Here is an 18447-nt window from a genome sequence, read left to right as displayed (position 1 = left end):
TTTTGGCGGTACCGGCCCGCCGGATTGCCGTTTCGGTCATGCGCCTGGGAATGCTCCCACCACTGCTATGCTACCGCTTACTTCTTTTATTGCCGATACCTGGCGCGTTACGGCAAAGCCCCGGCACTACGCCTACGCGGCGGTGCTGGGCGCGGTGGCCATCGGTTGGCTGGCCCCCGGCACGGTGGCCTGGCTGCTGGGGCCAGCGCTGCTGGGCGGCATGGTGCTGCTGGGCGTGGCCCACGGGGCCTGCGACCAGTTTGTGGTGCCGGCCACGCACCCAGGGCTGGCGCGGGGCCGGGCCCGCTACTGGGCCGGGTTTCTGGCGGGCTATCTGGGACTGGCGGCGGCCGTGGCCGGGCTGTGGTGGTGGCAGCCCACGGCGGCCGTCGCGTTGTTTTTTGGCCTCACGGCCTGGCACTGGGGCTCAGCCGATGCGCCCACTCAAGCGCTACCCCGCAGCCAATGGCTGGCGCACAGCCTATTGCGGGGGGCATTGCTGTTTGCGGTGCCGCTGTGGCACTGGCCCACCGAAACCCAGGGCGTTGTGAATGGCCTGCTGGCCCTGGCCGGGGGCGCGCCCGTGCGCGCAGCCACCGTGGCGCAGGCGGCCGGCTTGCTGCTACCGCTAGTTGCCAGCGGCCTAGTTATACTCTGGCTCAGCTACCTGTGGCAGCAGCAGGCCGCCCTGGCCCGCACCGATGCCCTGGAAACGCTGCTGCTCACGGCCTTGCTGCTGGTGCTGCCACCGGTGCTCTCGGCGGGGGTGTACTTCGTGTTCTGGCACAGCCTGCGGCACGTGTTGCGGATGAACCAGCTGATGGACCACCAGGCTACTGTCCGGCGCGGACTCGGGCACGAGCTGCGCTTTTTTCTGCGGCGCTCGGCACCGCTGCTGCTCATCAGCGTGGGCGGGCTGGCAGTGTTGTTTGGGCTGGCCTGGGCGCGGGCGGCAAGCGCAACTGTCTTGGTGAGCCTGGCGCTCCTGGCCGCCTCGGTCGTGACCCTGCCGCACGCCCTGCTCGTAACCCTGGGCATGGACGCTGCCCGATGGCGGCGGAGCAGTGAGCAAAACCAGTGATTCCGGATTCTTGGGTTCGCTAAAAACCCACGCCCACCCGGAACCCCGTGCCCAATCGCTGCCCGCTTTGCAGAGCGGTGTAAAAATCAACCCGCAGCAATTTCAGAATGTGTTCTACGCCCGCGCCCAGCTCCAAGTAGTGGCCGGCCTGGGCGGTGGTGAGGTAGTTAAGCGAAACGACTTCCTGCCATTTTAGCTTGCGGAAGAGCGGGACTTTGTTGAAGATGAAGCCGTTGAAGTGATGGTCGTAGTGGGCTTCGAGGTAGGTGTTGTTGGTACTGAAGCGGTAATAGTCGAGTAGCTGAAACTCGCTGAAATTGCCAGCCAGGATGGTTTGGTTGCCGGAAAAGTGGCGGTAGTCAACAAAGGTCATGCCCTCCTGCTTGCCCACGAAACCGCCCACGCTCACCCGGAAGTTGCTGGTACCCAGTAGGCCCAGCGGTACGGCATCGCGCACGCCGCCTTGCAGCAGCAGGTAGCGCACGTCGGCTCCCAGCGCGTGCGGCACGGCCAGCCGGCCCTGTACGTTGAAGGTGGGCCACTTCGAGCCGAGGTTGAATTTGCCATCGGGCCGGCTGATGTAGCGCTGGCCGGGCTTGAAATCGGCCGAGAGGGCCACGGTAAGGATGCGGCTGCGGCCAAAGCCGGTATCGGGCAGCTCGTCGCTCACAGGCCGGTTCGGGGTGAAGGCCCGGCCGGGCACGTCGCGGATGAGTTTGTCGGTGGTGTTGTACAGCTCGTGGCGGTCGAAGTAGGCGGCGGTGGTGAGCAGCGTGAGGCCGTTCATGGGTTCCGTCAAGTAGCTCAGCTCGGCCCCGTCGCGGCGGTAGAGCTTGGCGTAGTTGCGGTTATCGAGCAGCGTGTAGATGGTGTTGATGAGCGGTGTAACCTGCGAGTTTTTGTCGAAATTCTCGATGGTGCGGCCGGCTTTCAGGCCAATTTGCTGGCGGCGGGCCGGGTGCAGCTGCCAGGTAAGCGCGAGGCTGGGGTTCAGCTCGGTGCTGCTGAACCCGTAGCGCAATACTGGCGTGATGCTGAAATTCCGGCGGTCATCAGTGCGCTTCCGGAAGGTGGCCTGCGCGTTGAGCACGGCCCCTTCCACAGTGTTGTACTGGAAAATCTGGGGCACCGGCAGCACGTAAAACGACGTTTTCTTGAAGCTGTTGACGTGCGAGTAGCCGCCCATCAGCAGGCTGATGGGTTCGAACTCGTTGCGCTTGCGGTCCATCGAATCCTGGTAGGGGCGCGAGCGGCGGATAACTTCGGTGCTGTCCTTCACTTGGTAATCCTTCTTTTCCTCGGCCGTAAGGGGCACCGGGCGCACGGCATCCCAGTAGGTCGAGTCGCGCTCGTTCACGCCTTTTTCCACCAGCTGCACCTGGCCGCGCGGCATCTGGGCGAAGATGTCGTTTTTGAGGGAATCGCGCTCAGCCTGCTTCACTTTCTTGCGCACCTGGGCGTTGAGGCCGCGCAGGTCGGGCTTGCGCTTACGGATTTGGGCGGCGGTTTCCTGGCCCACGGGGGTGTCGTTTTTGCCTTCGGCTACCACGGGCGGCGCGGCTTTGGGCGCGGGTGGCGTGGGGTAGGTGGGCACCACGTTGGCGTAGTTGGAAAGCACGGCCGTAATGTAGCCGGAGCCCTTGAAGCCCAAGCCCGACAGATTGGCCGTAACCTGCTGCGACTGAATGAGCCAGACGTTGGCATTGCCCGGCGCGGGCGCGTACTGCTGGGCCAGGTGCAGCTCGTCCACGTAGTCGAGCTGGGCATCTTTATCCAAGTGCAAATCGACGGAATGAATGCGCCACGAGCCGTCCACGATGTAGATGTAGCCCGAGAAAACGGGGTCCGTGCGGCGGCGCGGTAGCACCCGGATTTTATGCACCAGCACGCCGCCCTGCGGGGTGCTGCCCACCAGCTCGTACTTGTAGAACAGCATGGCATTGCCCGCGATGGGCGACACAAATCCGCGCTCCGAGAACCCGGGATTTATCAGGTTTTCATAGAAACTTAGGTTGCGCCCCGCACTGGCCCGGTTGAAGCTGATGCCCCGCGAGTCGCCGCTGATGCGGCTCGACAACATCTTTTCCTTCACGATATTGGGCTGCGTGAAGCTGAAATCGGACAGGCTTTCGGAAAGGTAAAAAATGCCCTTTTTGATGTCCGGCCCCAGCTTGAAGAGGCCCATGATTTTGGCCGGTGTGTCGGTGATGCGGCCCAGGGCTTTGATGTAGATGCGGGCTCGGTAGGCGGCCACCTCGCGCTTGTGGTAGGCGCGCCACTGCTGCGCTTCCTGGATGATGGCGTAGGCCGGGTCGCGGTCGGAAGACTTCACCAGCACCTCGCCCAGGCTGTAGGCTTCGGGCTGGAGCGTGATGTTGACCGTGAGCGTGGAGTCGCCGCCCGGCACGCGCACTGGCTCGATGTGCTGCTTATAGCCCACGTACTGGAACACCAAATCGCACTGCCCGGCCGGCAGCCGCAGTTGGAACTGACCCTGCTCGTTGGCTCCCGTGCTGGTGGCGGCGCCGCGCACGGCCACGTTGGCGAAGGCCAGGCCCGCCTTGTTGGCTCCGCTCACCGTTCCCCGGATTACGCCGGCCTGGCTGAAGAGTGGCGCGCCGCTCAGCAGCAAAGAAAAAAACAACCAGCGCAACGGAAAGGGCATCATAAAAATTGGCGGGTAGAAAGAAGGCACCCCAAGGTACGCCCCGCCCGCAACTGATGCACGCCAGGGCCTCAAAGGTTGCCTGATAATTTGCAGCCCGGCCGGTGACAGTGCCCAATAATCCGTACCGGAACTGGTAACGAACCGCCGGGCGCGTTGTTGAGTGTTACTTGCCTTTCGAAAGACCCTCCGCATGTTCAAAAACCCTGATAAAGCCCCCAAACAGTACACACCCGGCGAAGCCCTGCAAAAAATCGCCGCCTTCTGCGCCTACCAGGAGCGCACCCAAAAGGAGGTCGAGCAAAAGCTAAAATCCTACGGCCTCGACGAGGACGAAGCCGGCGAAATCATCATCCGCCTCAGCCGCGAAAAGCTGCTGGATGAAGAGCGGTTTGCCCAGGCTTTCGTGCGCGGTCACTACCGCCAGAAGAAGTGGGGCCGCCGCCGCATCGTGCAGGAATTGAAGCAGAAAGGCATCAGCGAATACTGCATCAAATCAGGCCTCAAGGAGATTGACGGCGAAGAGTATTACCAGAACCTGGTGGACGTGATGGAGAAAAAGGAACGTCAGGAAAAAGAGAAAAATCCACGCGTGCGCCGCATGAAAATATCGCAGTACCTGACGGGGAAGGGCTATGAGCAGGACTTGATAAAAATGGCGCTCGATGAATTGGGCAAAGTGCCGGAGGATGACGAGTAGCACGTAGCGTGGACTCTGCGAGTCCGCGTCTCGCCGCGCAGCGGCGACCAAATCGTTGGGTTGACGTTGTATCGTCGTGCGGTCCCGTATTCGCCGCTGCGTGGCGAAACGCGGACTCGCAGAGTCCACGCTACTTACTGCTTCGGCCCCACCATCGGCATCACCAGTTGCTGGCCGATTATCACGCGGCGGCCGGTAAGGGTGCGGAGCATGGGCACGAGAATCTGCTCAGCATTGCGCTGGGTTTCGGCGAGGATGCCGGATTGCAGGGCGGCGTTGCGCACCTGCTTTTCGGCATACTTATAACCTTGGTCTACTAGGTCAGCATCCTGAAAAAATCCGTTTTCGGTACTGAAAACGCGGCTCTGGTCATGGTTTACCTGGAAGGAGCACAGCTCGGGCGCGGGCAGTACCACGCGCACTATGGAGTCGCCCTCGAACACGACATCCTGCGGACGGATTTTGCGTAGGTCGAGGCAGCCCACAGCTTCGCCGCCCACCACGAGGGCCACTTTGGCATCAGGCAACAGCGGGTAGCGGCTGGCCCGGCGGTACTCCACAATGTCTTTGAACTTGTAGCGCACCAGCTCCAGCTTGCCCAGGGCTTCGACCTGGGTGAGCACGGTGTTGTGCGTGACGGTGACTTTGGGCTCGGTATCCAGCGGGTTGAGGTCGGCGAGCGTGGGGCCTATTTTCTTCCAGAGAAACCACCCCAGCCCCACGAGAAACAACAGCGGCAACAGGCGGCGAACGAGGCGGACTAAATTCATATAGGGTAACGTACGCAGGGGGCGGCGCGGCGTTGGGCCGGGCGGCAGCCTAGCTTTGTGAACTGATGCGCGTTCCGACTTCTTTTCGTTTGCTGGCCCGGCGTTTGTGGCGGCACCATCCGGCGCTGCTGGCGGGGCTGTGGGTGCTGGTGCAACTGGTGTACCTGCGCAAGTTTCACGGGCCGCGCTTCGCCAACGACAGCGGCCGCTATCTGGCCTACGCCGCCAATATTGCCGAGCGCGGCTACTTCGAGCCCGGCCACAACCTGCGCTACGTACTCTACCCGCTGTTCCAGAGCCTGTGGCTGCGGCTGGGCCTGGGCTGGTGGGGCATAGTGGCCGGCCAGATGACCGTTTCGGCCTTTGCCACGCGGGCGGTTTACCAGGGTATCCGACGGCTGAGCTACGGTCGGCGCGGCGCGGCGGCGCTGGCCACGCTGCTCTTCATTGCCTGGCCCGATATTCAGCCCTTTAACGTTTTCCTGCTCACCGAGTCGTTGTTTATCAGTTTGGTGGCGCTGTCGTTCGGGGCCTTCACGCAACTGCAAAGCGGCCGGCGTAGCGACTGGCTGTGGCTGATTGTCGTACTCATCCTCACCGCCCTGGCCCGGCCCAATGGTTTCCTGGTGGCGCTGGCCGCCGCCCTGGCCGGCCTCGATACCCTGCGCCGCCAGCCCGACCGCCGGCCGTGGCGGGCGGCGCTGCTGGCGCTGGTGCTGCTCGCGCCCCTGCTGTGGGCCGCCCTCAACCACCAGCTCGCTACCTATTACTTGATGGATACTTACCAGCGCGGCGAGCTGATTTTCCGCTACCAGCTGTGGGCCGTGCATCAGGCCGCACCGCTCAATATGCCGCCGTCCGGCACCGGCCCGGTGGCGCGGGTGCTGTACTTCGGCGCGCATAACCCGCTGTATCTGTCCCGGTTGATGGTGGGCAAGCTGTTCGTATTCATCAGCTACCTCAAGCCGCACTACTCGCTGGCACACCGTATTATTGGGGTGCTGGTGCTGTGGCCGGCTTATTGGCTGGCGGCGCGGGGGGCGCAGCGGCGCGGCATCTGGCGGCCGGCGCGGGTGTTCCTAGCGGCCATTTTCCTCCTGCAAACGGCCATCATCATGCTCACCGTCGATGACTGGGACGTGCGGTTTCTGGCCCCGGTGCTGCTGGTGGTGTTCGTGCTGGCCTCGCTGGAAATATCCAATTGGCGCGCTGGCGGGAAGCTGGCGGCGGTTTAGCGCTTACTGCCAAACCGCTCCTGCCACCCGGCCCAAGCCTGCTGCCCGCCGGTGTGAATGGCTACCACCGTGCTGCCCCGCTGGAAATAGCCTTTTCCAATCAAATCGAGCACGCCAAACAGCAGCTTACCGGTATAAATCGGGTCCAGCAGCACCCCCTGCCGCGCCTGAAACTGCTGAATAAAATTCAGCAAATCAACTGAATATTTGGCGTAGCCGCCGAAGTGATAATCAGTTTGGAGCGAATAATTATCGAAGGACAGGCCATCGGCCGTCTGCGTTAGCGCATCAATATCAGCGCGTAGGAAACTGCCGTTTTTCAGCGCGGCTACGCCCACGGCGTGTTGCTGACCAGCCAACCCGGTGAGCAAGCCGGCCAATGTGCCACCGGTACCCACCGCCACGGCCAGCGCATCGAAATCAACCTGCTGCCGAATCTCGGCCACCAGCTCGGCGCAACCGGGCAGGGCCAGCGCGTTGGTGCCGCCCTCGGGCAACACGTAGGCCGGGCCGAAACTGGCCAGCTGTTCGGCTATAAACTCCGGCTCGGCCCGGCGGCGGTAGGCCGTGCGGGCGAGGTAGTGCAGAGCCATGCCATCGGCGGCGGCTTGGGTGAGCGTGGGATTGGGGGCGGCACCGGCCGCCGGCTCATCGCCCCGAATCAGGCCAATGGTGTGGAAACCACGCAGCCGGCCGGCCGCCGCCACGGCCGCAATATGATTAGAATATGCCCCGCCGAACGTGAGCAGCGTGTGGTGGCCCTGCTGCCGCGCCGCCACCAGATTATACTTGAGTTTACGGGCCTTGTTGCCGGGCAGGTCAGGGTTCACGAGGTCGTCGCGCCAGAGTAGCAGGCGCACGCCGTGGGCAGCGGCTACCGGCTCATCAATTAGCCGAAGAAGGGAAGAAGGCAGCATCGGGACGGCGGTAAAACGAGAAAGGGGACTGAGGAAACAACCGTTTCCTCAGTCCCCTTTCTCTGATTCTTTACAAAGTAGAAGCTACGCGAGCACCGGCGCGTCAGCCAGTTCGTCGCCGCTGCGCTCGCGGCGGCGGGCTACGTACACGCCCGTGCCCACCAGCACCAGCAGCAGCGCAATGCTGGCTGCCAGCGACACACCATTGCCCACGGCGTAGGATTTAGGCTCAAACTTAAACTCGATGGTGTGCGCGCCAGCCGGGACTTGCAATGCCCGCAGCACGTAATCAGCGCGGATGTGCGGCACTGGCTTGCCGTCGATGAAGGCCTGCCAGCCGTCGGCATAATAGATTTCCGAGAACACCACCAGACCGGCCTGCGTGGCATTGTAGCGGTATTTCAGCTCGTCGGGACTGTAGTTGGTGAGGGCAATACTGGAGCCGGCAATGTCGTAGGTCGCGGCTTTTTGCTGCGGGAATTTGCTGGCATCCACCACGGCTTCGGTGGCGGGGCTTAGGGTGCTGAGGGCGGCCATTTCGGCGTCGGGGCTGGCCACGGGCTTCACCTGGCTCACAAACCAAGCGTTGCCCAGGGCACCGGGGTTGCGCTGCACTGGTTGCTTAGCATCGCCGGTGATGAGGTATCGCATGTTCAGCATGTTGAGCACCTGCTGGTTGTTGTTCGAAATCTGGCGTTCGATGAGGTCCTGATAGCGGCGCAGCTTGGCCCCGTGGTAGCCGCCGATGCTCTTGTGAAAGTACGAGGTCTGGGCTTCGTTGAAGGGGTTCTGCACGTTAAGCACGCGGTAGCTCAGGTCCTTGTCCTGCAAAATCATTTGGTCGGCCGGGCTGGGCTGGAATTCCTCGGCAATGGTTTCGCGCTGGAATTTATTGTCGCCGAGGTAGCGCTTGTCCACGCCCCACAAATCCACCAACACCAGCACCACCATAATGGCGGCGGCGGGCATCACTTTCAGCTGCCCTTTCAAGTGGAAATACAGCACGCCCAGCGCCGCCCCAATGAACAACAGCCCGCGCCACACGTCGTTGCGGAGTAAATCGGCGCGGTCGGCACGCAGTGCGCCCAGTAGCTGCGGCGTGAAGCCCTGCTTGGTAAGCTCCCCATCCACGGGAGCCGAAAAATCGAAGCTGAAGCTGGCCAGATAGGCCAGTACGCACAGCCCGGCCGCGATAGCGCCAGCATACAGCACCTTGGGCAGCAGGGCCGAAGCCTCGGCCGAAATAGGAGCCTTGGTGCCCGGCAGCGTAGGTGCCGTGGCCGGGCGCGGCCGTAGAATACGGCTCAATGCTAGCGCGCCCAGAATGGGCATGGCCAGTTGCGCAATCACCAGTGCCATGCTCACGGCGCGGAACTTGTTGTAGCCCGGCAGCAGGTCGAAAATCAGGTAGTTAAACGTTTCAAAGTTCTTGCCCCAGGCCAGTAAAATGGAGAAAATGGTGCCCGCCAGCAGCCAGTAGCGCGTGCGCTTCTCCACCACAAACAAGCCCAGAATGAACAGAAAGCACACCACCGCACCCATGTACACCGGCCCGGCCGTGTACGTCTGCTGTCCCCAGTAGGTCGGCATCGAACCCAAGTATTCCTGGGGCAGACCGGCTTTGGCTAGGTTAGAATCGGTGCTGAGCGGCATGGAGCTGGCCCCGCCGTAGAAGTTAGGAATCAGCAGCGTAATGGTTTCGCCCACGCCATAGCTGTACTGGAAAGCATAGTCGCGGTCCACACCCGAGCCTTCGTTTTCCGATTTGGCCGCCGCCGTCTGGCCGGGGGCTGTCGATTTCAACTCACTCGGGCCGCGGTTGCTGTACTTGCTATACTCAGCGGTCGTGTAGAGGCGACCGAAGCTCACGCCTACGGCCAGGGCCGCGCCCAGCGCCAGCAGCGCCGTGCGCTTGGCAAACTCCGGCAGGCGGCCCGCCCGCACGGCCGAAACTAGCTCAATAATGCCGAAAATGGCCACCAGGAGCAGCAGGTAGTAGGTAATCTGCAGGTGGTTGACATGCACATTTAGCGTGAGGCCCACGGCGAACAGGGCGGCTCCCAGCCACTTATCGCGGCGGTACGTGACCAGCAGGCCACCCAGCACCAGCGGCGCGTAGGCCAAGGCCAGGCTCTTTGTGTTGTGGCCGGCGGCCAGAATGGCCAGGTTGTAGCTCGAAAAGCCCAGTGCTACCGCGCCCGCCACCGCGACGAGTGGCCGCACGCCCAGCGCCACCAGCAGAATATAGCCGCAGAGCAGCGCCAGAAACAGGTTGGCCACCACGGCGGGCAGGCCCAGCGTCATGGCCTTCTGCAAATACCCCGACCAGTCGCCCGGAAAGTGCAGGCTGATGAGGTAGGTCGGCATGCCCGAGAACATGGAATTTGTCCACAGTGCTTCCTTGCCAACGGCCTTGGCGTATTCCTGCGCCTCGTGCGCGCCGCCCTGAAACTGGGTAATATCGTGCTGGGCCAGGGTTTTGCCATCGAACATGATGGGCGCGAAGTACACGCAGGCCAGCAGCACGAAAAACAGCACCGCCAGTACGTGCGGCAAAGCCCGCTGCCACCACGGCGCAGACGAAACAGAAGGAGCAGAAACAACAGCAGCCATCAGGGCAATTTTGGGGAAAATGAAAACGTGCCCGAAGGTACAGTAGAACCGCGCTATCGCTTCCACCGCCAGGTTTTGCGAAGTAAAAAGAGGTTGCGCCAGGCTGCCCGAACGGCGACTTGGCGCAACCTCTTGTTTACACAGCGGTATTCTATGCCGCTATTTTACTTCCTCAAAATCAACATAATCCCCGCCCTTAAAATCGTGGGGCTGGCTGCTGTGGTTTGCCGTTGGCGGCACGTAGTCCACCCGCACTTCGCCGGGCCGCGAGGTGGGGCTACTCTCGGGCTGCGCCTGGGGCGGCACCACAAAGCCGCCGTTGCGCATCTGCTTGCGCACAAAGCCGCTCAGCGCCAGCCGCAGCACAATGGGCAGCAGGTAGCGAACCGCGAAAAAAATCAGAATGAAGATGAGCCAGAATTTCATGTAGTCAGAAACGTAAACACCGCCGCAAAGTACGGTCAGCGCCTGCTGACGTGCGAACGGCGCTTTTGCTTTACGCAAACGGCCTACCCCCGCCTATCGGTTCCGCGCCTGCTACGGGCTAGGGCGGCGGCAGGTGCCGGACCCCCAGCTTTATTCCAATTCAAGTACCCCGCCCGAACGGTAAATTTTTCTCCCCGGGCGGTTGCGCAGCTTCCCGCCTATTGCCTATCTTTGCAGCTCCTTCCAAAACCGTTGGTCGGGCACAAGCCGATTTAGCTCAGCTGGTAGAGCAGCTCATTCGTAATGAGCAGGTCGTTGGTTCGAGTCCAATAATCGGCTCCCAAAAAAAGGCCCTGAAACCACACCGTGGCTTCAGGGCCTTTTTTGTTGAACTGAGTTGCCAGCCGCACGGCTACTGAAAAACCCGCCGCGCAGCCGCTACCTGATTGAACGAGGCTACTACGCCTACTGCTTCGGCCAGAAACTCCGGCTTGGCTTCAATGTGATTGCCCACTACCACCACATCGGCTCCGGCGGCCAGGGCCGCATAAACTTTTTCACCCGAATTCAGTCCGCCGCCCACGATTAGGGGCGCGCTCACGGCTTCGCGCACGGCCCCAATCATCGCGCCGGATACCGGATTTTGCGCTCCGCTGCCCCCGTCAAGGTACATCAGCTTCAGCCCCAGCTGCTCACCGGCCAGGGCCGTGCAGGCAGCAATGCCCGGTTTATTGTGCGGCATGGGCGTAGTGCCGCTCATGTAGGAAGCAGTAGTGGGCCGGCCCGAATCAACCAGCATGTAGCCCGTCGACAGCAGCTGCAAGCCGCTAGCCTTGAGGCGCGGTGCAGCTACTACATGCTGGCCAATCAGGAAATCAGGGTTGCGGCCCGAAATGAGCGACAGGAGAAGCAGGCCATCGGCCGGTCCATCGAGGTGCATGCTGTGGCTGGGAAACAGCAGCACCGGCACATCGGAATGGGCCTTGATTAAGGTGATTAGGGCAGCCTGATGCGAACTAAGCACCAAGCTGCCCCCCACAAAAAAGTAGTCGACCGGATGCACTTCGCTCAGGCTGAGCAGGTGCAACAGGCTGGTTTCATCTAGGTTGTCCGGGTCGAGCAATACGGCCAGCGCTTTGCGGCCGTGCTGCTGCCGGGCGCGCAGCGCATCATAAAGACTTAGGGGGGTTGGACGCATCCGAGGAGTCAGAAGGAGCAGACGAGGCGACGGGAGAAGCCCCGGTTTCGGCCGTGCCGTAGCCGGGAGAAGTCGCAAGGTCGGCATTTTTGGCCGCCGGGAAAAACTCACCTACTTTTTTCGTTACCATGGCCAGGGCTACGGCGGCGGCCTGCGCTACCAGGACCTTGCCGGTATCAGATTGCAGGAAAGACTGTAGCACTGAGCCCACCATGCGCGAGCGGGAATTGGCAGGGCGGGCAGCCGGGGCGGGCTCATCGAAAGCGTGCGAAGCGGGCAGGCGGCGGCTGTCGTCGTAGGGCAAATCCTGGAAGGGGTCTTCCTCGAACTGCTCGTCGGCAAAAGCTGCGCCGGCAAAGGAAGCCGTGGAAGCATTTTCCGAAGCATATGCTTCCGAATGCGACCCCGTGGAGCCAAAGCCCAGGTCGTCGGCTTCGTGGGCCTGCTCGTGGTGCTCCACAAAGGCGCGGGCCGACTCTTCGGCCGATTTATGCGCCAGGTCGTCGCCTTTTTTGCCTTTCTTGTCCTTTTTGCCTTTGCTATTGGAATAATAGTCGGCCCCAAACTCGTAGTCGTGGTCGGCCTCGCCGCGCTCGGCTGTGTGCTTCTTCTGCGTGCGCTTGCGCTTCTTGCCGCCAATCAGCTTCGTGATAAGCCACACGCCACCGGCCAGGCCAGCGCCTACCAGCGCCACCTTGCCTACCACTACCGATTGGTCCTTGATGTGGTCCACATCGCCGCGCAGGGCACGCTCGTATTCCAGTTTTTTACGTTCGAGAAATTCCTTTTCCTCGTCGAACAGGGGGTTTTGCAACTCACTCATGCTAGGGTTGGCTTAAGCTTGGCGTTTGTCAGATTTGTAAATGGTATCCTTGAGCACCTTGTTAGCCAGGCCCTGGAAAGCGGTTTTATCCACGCCCACCAGCACCAGCACCATTAGCACCAAGTAGAAGCCGGCCACGATGCCGAAGCCCCAATAAGGGCTATCCAGTGCGGCATTGAGCGCCAGACCGGCAAAGATGCTCACGAAAATCACGAACAGCAGACCCAGAATAGCCAGGGTAGCGCCGTGAATGGTGCCCACGAAAATGGTGGATACTCTTTGCTGAATTTCTAGCCGAACCAAGTCAATGCGGGTATCGAGGTAGCCGGTCAGGTTGCCAATCAGGCTGTCGTTGCGAGGGTTTTTGGAGGTATCGTCGTCGTTGAACATGCGGCGCGAAAATGGAGTGACACAAGAAAAAAAAGCCCGGCAGTTTCTTTGATTTCGCAGAAAAAAGCAGTGGACCGCGCCGGTTCTACGGAAAATTTCGGCGCGTGGCTGACTTTTGCACCCACCTTTGTGTTTGCCGCTAGCGTGAGTCAGAATCATTACCAAGTTCTTGGAGTTGCCCCCACCGCCCCGGCCGCCGATATCAAGCGGGCCTACCGGCAGCTGGTGGTGCGCTACCACCCCGATAAGCACGGCGGCGACATCCGCTACGAGGAGCAGTTTAAAGCCGTGGCCGTGGCCTACGGCGTACTCGGCGACCCCGGCCGGCGGGCCACCTACGACTTCCAGCTGACCCAGGCCGCCCGCCGTGCCGCCGAGGCCCAGCGCCAGCAGCAGCAGCGGCCCGTCTCACAGCACGTTTATGGCGTGCCCATGCCGCCACCCGCCCCGTTGCGCACACGCCCACCCGCCGGTAGCCGCGAGCGGCACTACCAGCGCATTCCGCACCAACGGCCCGCCTTCAACCGGCGCGACTGGCTGTTCACCCTGCTTTTCATTGCGGGTATTGTGCTGTTTGCAATGGCCGTGAAAGTGACTATGGACCGCGTCTCAGCCAATAGCAACTACGCCGATGGCCTGCGGGCCTACGTGCGTGGCGACTGGCCGGCAGCGTACAGCTTCATGGATGAAGCCCTGCATTTCCGCCCCGACTATGCGCCCGCCCTGCGCCGGCGCGGCGAGTTGGCACGGTTCAATCTCCACGATGCCCGTGCCGCCCGCGCCGATTTTCAGGCCGCACTCCAGCAGCCCCAATCCCGCCGCCTCACCGCCGACCTTCTCTACCAATTAGGCCGATGCGAGTCCGCCCTCGGCCGCGCCAGTACCGCCAACTTCAACTACACCCACTCCCTGGCATTAGACAGTACGCGTAGCATCGCCTACCTGGCCCGGGGCGAAACCCGCCTGCTCGACCTGCATCAGCCTGTCCTTGCCGTAGCCGATTTCACCACCGGCCTGGCCCAATACCAGCGCGCCGGCCGCAAAACCCCCTGGCACTACCTGCAGCTGCGCGGAGTGGCCTTCACCGCCCTCACCCGCTACCCGGAGGCCCGCGCCGATTACTTCCGCGTGCTCCAGGCCAACCCCACCGATGGCCGCACCCACTTTTTGCTCGGCAAGCTGGCCGCCCACACCGGCGACTCTACTGCAGCCTGCGAGTTCTACCGTCGCGCCCTGAACCTGGGCTACGAATACGCCCGCACGGCCCAGTCCACCTGCCATTAACCCTTGGCCTTATAATGCAAACAACCGCCGCCGGCCTGGGGCCAACGGCGGTTGCCGAACTTGTATTCAGAAGCTCAGGAAGCCTTAGTTAGGCATCAGCACGGTGTTCACTACGTGAATTACGCCGTTGCTCTGCAGTACGTCGGCGATGGTTACCGTCGAAATACCGCCCTTCTCGTCTTTCAGCTCCAGAGTTTTGCCCTTCATCATGGCCGTCAGGGTACCGCCGCTCACGGTTTTGAAAGTAGCCTTGCCACCGCCGGCCTTAATGGCTTTTGCGATGTCAGCCGAAGTCATGCGGCCAGCAACTACGTGGTAGGTCAGGATTTTGGTGAGGGTAGCCTTGTTCTCGGGCTTCACCAGCGTTTCCACCGTGCCGGCGGGCAGCTTGTTGAAAGCTTCGTTGGTAGGAGCGAATACGGTGAAGGGACCGGCGCTGCTCAGCGTCTCAACCAGACCGGCCGCTTTCACGGCGGCTACCAGTGTGGTGTGGTCTTTCGAGTTAACCGCGTTTTCTACGATGTTTTTCGTGGGGTACATGGCGGCACCGCCTACCATCACAGTTTTAACTTTTTGGGCCGAAACGGTAGTGGTAGCGGCAACGCTGAACAGGGCAACAAATGCGAGGGAAAACAGAGTCTTTTTCATCGGTATGGAGAAATGCTTGATTGTTTTGAATTGTAGCCCACCTACGCCCCGCCTTGCATGAGCGGATTGCATAACGGGTAATATTTTTTTCTGCAATCACCTGTCGTTCTCATCTGATGCCCGCTTATGAAGCACTTTTTTGCCGAAAAACAGTTTGCAGCGATTCAACCGGCGCAAGCGCTACAATGTTCTGTTCAAGAGAATATTAGCGGAGGGGAAAAGCCGTGGCTAAACATTTTCTTTTCCCGATTCTTGCTGCTGTATGCGAATAACTACCCTGCTGCTCTTTCTGCTCCTTGCCTTCACCACCCGCGCCCAGAACCCCGGCACCGTGGCCGGCACCGTGCGAGACCGCGCCACCCAGGAAGCCCTCCCCGGCGTCAGCATCACCCTCGACGGCACTAGTTTCGGCACCGCCACCGATGCCGAAGGCCACTACCGCCTCCCCGGCGTGCCGGCCGGAGCCTACAACCTGCGCGCCGCCTTCGTGGGCTACGATGCCCTGCTCCGCGCCGATGTGGCCGTGAGCAGCGGCAATGTGAACACCCTCAACCTGGAAGTCAACAAGTCCCCACAGGCCTTGGGCGAGGTCACCGTGACGGCCAGCCGCGCCATCCGCGTAGCCACCGCCGAAACGCCGCTCAGCGTGCAGCGCCTCACCACCGAGGAAATCAAAAGCAACCCGGGCGGCAACTTCGATATTTCGCGGGTGGTGCAGAGCCTGCCCGGTGTGGGCGGCGGCGGCAGCGGCGGCACGGCCGGCTTCCGCAACGACATCATCATCCGGGGCGGTGCCCCCAACGAAAACGTGTACTACCTCGACGGCATCGAGGTGCCCGTTATCAACCATTTTGCCACCCAGGGCAGCGCGGGCGGCCCGGCGGGCATCCTCAACGTCAGCTTCATTGAAGACGTGACGCTGAGCAGTTCCGCCTTCCAGGCGCGCTACGACAATGCCCTGAGCTCAGTCCTCCAATTCCGCCAGCGTGACGGCAACTCAGAGCGCCTGCAGGGCAACCTGCGCACTTCCGGCACCGAGGTCGCCGCCACGCTGGAAGGGCCGCTAACCAAAAACACGACGTTTCTGGCTTCGGCCCGCCGCAGCTATCTGCAAGTTCTCTTCAAGCTGATTGACTTGCCCATCCGCCCCGACTTCTATGACTTCCAGTTCAAGACTACCACGAAGTTGTCGCCCAAAACCACGCTCACCACGCTTGGCTTGGGGGCTATTGACCACTTCGAAATCGTGCCGCCCAAAAAAAGCTCGCCGAGTAAGGAGTTTATCCTGCGCAACAACCCCACCATTAACCAGTGGAACTACACCGCAGGCCTGAACCTGCGTCATCTCGTCGACAACGGCTACCTGAACCTCTCCTTAAGCCGCACCCAACAGTACGCCGCCGCCGACCAGTTCCAGTACGGCTACGCCGGGCAGGAAGCCTACCGCAAGCTTTTCGCCCGCACCAATGAAACCGAAAACAAGCTGCGGGCCGACGTGAATAAGCGCATCGGCCGCTGGCAGTACAGCTACGGAGTGGTAGGGCAATTGGTACACTACGATAACAACCTGAGCAACCGTATTCGGGCCGAAGTGCGCGATGCCAGCGGGGCAATTGTCAGCCCGGCCGTAACGGTACGCTTCCAAACCAGCCTCGACTTTGTACGCTATGGTGCCTTTGCCCAAGCCACCCGTGCCTACGGCCCCGACGGCCGCCTCACCGTATCAGCCGGCGTGCGAACCGATGGCACCAGTGCGTTACTGCAAGGCTATCGTCTCGACCGCACCCTTTCCCCCCGGGTATCATTGAGCTACGCCCTACTCCCCACCTTAAACCTAAACGCCAGCCTCGGCCGCTACTATAAAATTCCACCCAGCACCATTTTGGGCTACCGCGACCCGGCTGGCCTCTTGCTGAACGAAGGCAGCCGTTACATCCGCTCCGACCATGCAGTCGCCGGGCTGGAATGGCTGCCCGGTGCCGCCACCCGCCTCACCCTAGAAGGCTTCTACAAAAAGTACGCCTACTACCCAGTATCTGTGAGCGACGGCATCAGCCTTGCTAACCTCGGCGGCGATTTCAATGCCATCGGCAACGAAGCCGTCACCAGCACTGGTCAGGGCCGCGCCTACGGGGCCGAAGCCTTTTTCCAGCAAAAACTCAGCGGCAAGCTTTTCGCTATTGTGTCATTCACGGCCTTCCGCTCAGAATTCTCGGGCCGCGATGAAATATACAAGCCCACTGCTTGGGACACCCGCTTTTTGGGCTCCGCGCTACTGGGCTATAAGTTGGGTCGGGGCTGGGAATTGGGCACCAAATACCGCGTGGGCGGTGGCGGTCCCTACACGCCATACGACGAAGCCGCCAGCCGCGCCAGCTACCAAGCCATCGGCCAAGGCATCCTCGACTACCGCCAGCTCAACACTCAACGCCTCCGCCCCTTCCAGCAGCTTGACCTGCGCCTCGACAAAAAAATCAGCCTCCGCCGCTTCAGCTTCGACTTCTACATCGATGTGCAGAATGCCCTCCTAGCCAAGCCCGTTTCGGTTCCCACCTACACCTTCGAGCGCCTCCCCGATAACTCCGGCTATACCACCACCGACGGCCAGCCCCTCCGCCCCGACGGTAGCAACGCCGTTCCTATCCTACTCCCAGACAGCGACGCCCTCGTAGTGCCCACTATCGGCTTCATCATCGAGTTTTAGCCGTTGAATTAACTGCGATACAGCGGTTACGCCGCCATTTCCCTCTAATTAAAAACCAACTCCCCGGTGAGGTTCCCAGCTAGTTAGGCTCCTCACCGGGAATTTGTGATACATAAATTTTACCCCACGCCGTTTTCCATCTAAATATTAAACATGGGGCTTAGCAATCAGGGCGTAACTTCTTGTTATGCATCTTACTAACCATTAGTATAAGTGCAGCAAAATTTTGGAGGTCAAATTTCGCTACTTGCTTCGGCTCTTTGCCCTAGATTTGACGGCCTCGGACGCGGCCCGAATGACGAGCCTGAGCACTCGCGCCGCCAACGCTCTTTACCTGCGGCTGCGCTACTGATTCCCGGCTTGGAATCCCGTGCCGGCCGAACTGGCCGGGGCCGTCGAACAGCGACGAAAGCTACTTCGGCCTACGGCGGGTGCGCGGCAAAAGGTGACGGGGCGCGAGCGGCAAAACCATTGTCTTTGGCCTGTTCAAGCGGGGCGGGCAGGTCTGCAGATCTATACCGAAATCGTCCCAGATTGCTCGAAAAAGACGCTGCAAGCCATTATTCGCGGCAAAATTGACGTCTCGGCCATGGTCAACACCGACGGCTGGCGCGGCTACGACGGGCTGGTGGATGTGGGCTTCGACCACTGCTTTCGCATCCGCCACGGCTAGGATGAGTTCATTAGGGGGCCTCGCACATCAATGGTCTCGAATCCTGATGGAGCTTCGCCAAAGCCCACCTTCAACAGTTCAAGGGCGTGCCCAAACACATTTTATTGCTGCACCTGAAAGAGTCTGGATTTCGCTTCAATCATCGCTACGAGAACCGCTATAAATGGCTCCTTAAATTAATTCGTCAACAACCTCTCTGACGGAGTTTGCTTCTTAAGCCCCTAGTATAAAAAGGGAATAAGGGGACAAAAGTACATCCGTACGGTCACCGGCCGGTGGGGTACAGCAAAAATCCTCCCGCGGGTGCTGGTGAAAGCATC

15 protein-coding genes and 1 tRNA gene are annotated in these 18447 nt (G+C 61.1%); 7 read left to right on the top strand and 9 right to left on the bottom strand.

Features of this window, described 5'->3' with window-relative positions; all coding sequences use genetic code 11:
• Nucleotides 1-67: 67 nt before the first annotated feature.
• Nucleotides 68-1081 carry a Brp/Blh family beta-carotene 15,15'-dioxygenase gene (locus tag ACVWYF_RS22295; protein WP_457072380.1) on the top strand — a complete coding sequence of 338 codons (1014 nt, stop codon included), beginning with the start codon at nt 68-70 and terminating at the stop codon, nt 1079-1081.
• Between the two features lie 19 nt (nt 1082-1100).
• Here the strand turns inward: ACVWYF_RS22295 and ACVWYF_RS22290 are convergent, their stop codons facing one another.
• Nucleotides 1101-3749, bottom strand: a complete 2649-nt coding sequence (locus ACVWYF_RS22290; RefSeq protein WP_457072378.1) for a DUF5686 and carboxypeptidase regulatory-like domain-containing protein — start codon at nt 3747-3749, stop codon at nt 1101-1103.
• Between the two features lie 190 nt (nt 3750-3939).
• Here ACVWYF_RS22290 and ACVWYF_RS22285 point away from each other — a divergent pair, with 190 nt between their 5' ends.
• A complete protein-coding gene (locus ACVWYF_RS22285; RefSeq protein WP_457072376.1) occupies nt 3940-4446 on the top strand; it encodes a regulatory protein RecX in 507 nt (168 codons plus the stop codon).
• A 134-nt stretch (nt 4447-4580) separates the two neighbouring features.
• Here the strand turns inward: ACVWYF_RS22285 and ACVWYF_RS22280 are convergent, their stop codons facing one another.
• Nucleotides 4581-5216, bottom strand: a complete 636-nt coding sequence (locus ACVWYF_RS22280) for a DUF4230 domain-containing protein (RefSeq protein ID WP_457072374.1) — start codon at nt 5214-5216, stop codon at nt 4581-4583.
• A gap of 65 nt (nt 5217-5281) precedes the next feature.
• Between ACVWYF_RS22280 and ACVWYF_RS22275 the strand changes: the two genes are divergently transcribed.
• A complete protein-coding gene (locus ACVWYF_RS22275; protein ID WP_457072372.1) occupies nt 5282-6451 on the top strand; it encodes a hypothetical protein in 1170 nt (389 codons plus the stop codon).
• Here ACVWYF_RS22275 and ACVWYF_RS22270 read toward each other — a convergent pair.
• The 3 genes from ACVWYF_RS22270 to ACVWYF_RS22260 form a co-directional block, all read right to left on the bottom strand.
• The gene (locus ACVWYF_RS22270; protein WP_457072370.1) at nt 6448-7368 is read right to left on the bottom strand and encodes a 1-aminocyclopropane-1-carboxylate deaminase/D-cysteine desulfhydrase; all 921 of its coding nucleotides are present in this window, start codon (nt 7366-7368) and stop codon (nt 6448-6450) included. The two genes, ACVWYF_RS22275 and ACVWYF_RS22270, sit on opposite strands and share 4 nt — an antisense overlap.
• A gap of 84 nt (nt 7369-7452) precedes the next feature.
• The gene (locus ACVWYF_RS22265) at nt 7453-9981 is read right to left on the bottom strand and encodes a YfhO family protein (protein WP_457072368.1); all 2529 of its coding nucleotides are present in this window, start codon (nt 9979-9981) and stop codon (nt 7453-7455) included.
• A gap of 159 nt (nt 9982-10140) precedes the next feature.
• Nucleotides 10141-10407 (bottom strand): DUF4834 family protein, encoded by a 267-nt coding sequence (locus ACVWYF_RS22260; protein WP_457072366.1) that lies wholly within the window; start codon nt 10405-10407, stop codon nt 10141-10143.
• A gap of 266 nt (nt 10408-10673) precedes the next feature.
• Between ACVWYF_RS22260 and ACVWYF_RS22255 the strand changes: the two genes are divergently transcribed.
• Nucleotides 10674-10746 (top strand) — tRNA-Thr (locus tag ACVWYF_RS22255).
• Between the two features lie 73 nt (nt 10747-10819).
• On the opposite strand, the gene ACVWYF_RS22250 is transcribed toward ACVWYF_RS22255, so the two are convergent.
• The 3 genes from ACVWYF_RS22250 to ACVWYF_RS22240 are packed head-to-tail and all read right to left on the bottom strand — an operon-like array spanning nt 10820 to nt 12818.
• Nucleotides 10820-11605, bottom strand: a complete 786-nt coding sequence (locus ACVWYF_RS22250; protein ID WP_457072364.1) for a geranylgeranylglyceryl/heptaprenylglyceryl phosphate synthase — start codon at nt 11603-11605, stop codon at nt 10820-10822.
• Entirely contained in the window at nt 11577-12428 is an 852-nt protein-coding gene (locus ACVWYF_RS22245) for a hypothetical protein (protein ID WP_457072362.1), read from the bottom strand. Before ACVWYF_RS22245 ends, ACVWYF_RS22250 begins: the two co-directional genes overlap by 29 nt.
• A 12-nt stretch (nt 12429-12440) precedes the next feature.
• A complete protein-coding gene (locus tag ACVWYF_RS22240; RefSeq protein ID WP_457072360.1) occupies nt 12441-12818 on the bottom strand; it encodes a phage holin family protein in 378 nt (125 codons plus the stop codon).
• A 144-nt stretch (nt 12819-12962) separates the two neighbouring features.
• Between ACVWYF_RS22240 and ACVWYF_RS22235 the strand changes: the two genes are divergently transcribed.
• A complete protein-coding gene (locus tag ACVWYF_RS22235; protein ID WP_457072358.1) occupies nt 12963-14102 on the top strand; it encodes a DnaJ domain-containing protein in 1140 nt (379 codons plus the stop codon).
• Nucleotides 14103-14186: 84 nt separating this feature from the next.
• On the opposite strand, the gene ACVWYF_RS22230 is transcribed toward ACVWYF_RS22235, so the two are convergent.
• Nucleotides 14187-14750 (bottom strand): fasciclin domain-containing protein, encoded by a 564-nt coding sequence (locus ACVWYF_RS22230; protein WP_457072356.1) that lies wholly within the window; start codon nt 14748-14750, stop codon nt 14187-14189.
• 262 nt (nt 14751-15012) lie between these two features.
• On the opposite strand from ACVWYF_RS22230, the gene ACVWYF_RS22225 reads away from it, so the two are divergent.
• Nucleotides 15013-17454, top strand: coding sequence for a TonB-dependent receptor (locus ACVWYF_RS22225; RefSeq protein ID WP_457072354.1), 2442 nt, complete (start codon nt 15013-15015; stop codon nt 17452-17454).
• Nucleotides 17455-17824: 370 nt separating this feature from the next.
• A complete protein-coding gene (locus ACVWYF_RS22220; protein ID WP_457072352.1) occupies nt 17825-18127 on the top strand; it encodes a transposase in 303 nt (100 codons plus the stop codon).
• The last annotated feature ends 320 nt before the right edge of the window (nt 18128-18447 follow it).

The organism is Hymenobacter sp. UYAg731, assembly GCF_054061335.1.
This window is presented reverse-complemented; position numbering and strand designations above follow the sequence as displayed.

Coding starts and splice junctions, on each gene's coding strand:
- ACVWYF_RS22285 (WP_457072376.1), top strand. CDS start 3,940: ATGTTCAAAAACCCTGATAAAGCCCCCAAACAGTACACACCCGGCGAA.
- ACVWYF_RS22245 (WP_457072362.1), bottom strand. CDS start 12,428: ATGAGTGAGTTGCAAAACCCCCTGTTCGACGAGGAAAAGGAATTTCTC.
- ACVWYF_RS22270 (WP_457072370.1), bottom strand. CDS start 7,368: ATGCTGCCTTCTTCCCTTCTTCGGCTAATTGATGAGCCGGTAGCCGCT.
- ACVWYF_RS22240 (WP_457072360.1), bottom strand. CDS start 12,818: ATGTTCAACGACGACGATACCTCCAAAAACCCTCGCAACGACAGCCTG.
- ACVWYF_RS22275 (WP_457072372.1), top strand. CDS start 5,282: ATGCGCGTTCCGACTTCTTTTCGTTTGCTGGCCCGGCGTTTGTGGCGG.
- ACVWYF_RS22250 (WP_457072364.1), bottom strand. CDS start 11,605: ATGCGTCCAACCCCCCTAAGTCTTTATGATGCGCTGCGCGCCCGGCAG.
- ACVWYF_RS22290 (WP_457072378.1), bottom strand. CDS start 3,749: ATGATGCCCTTTCCGTTGCGCTGGTTGTTTTTTTCTTTGCTGCTGAGC.
- ACVWYF_RS22230 (WP_457072356.1), bottom strand. CDS start 14,750: ATGAAAAAGACTCTGTTTTCCCTCGCATTTGTTGCCCTGTTCAGCGTT.
- ACVWYF_RS22295 (WP_457072380.1), top strand. CDS start 68: ATGCTACCGCTTACTTCTTTTATTGCCGATACCTGGCGCGTTACGGCA.
- ACVWYF_RS22260 (WP_457072366.1), bottom strand. CDS start 10,407: ATGAAATTCTGGCTCATCTTCATTCTGATTTTTTTCGCGGTTCGCTAC.
- ACVWYF_RS22280 (WP_457072374.1), bottom strand. CDS start 5,216: ATGAATTTAGTCCGCCTCGTTCGCCGCCTGTTGCCGCTGTTGTTTCTC.
- ACVWYF_RS22225 (WP_457072354.1), top strand. CDS start 15,013: ATGCGAATAACTACCCTGCTGCTCTTTCTGCTCCTTGCCTTCACCACC.
- ACVWYF_RS22265 (WP_457072368.1), bottom strand. CDS start 9,981: ATGGCTGCTGTTGTTTCTGCTCCTTCTGTTTCGTCTGCGCCGTGGTGG.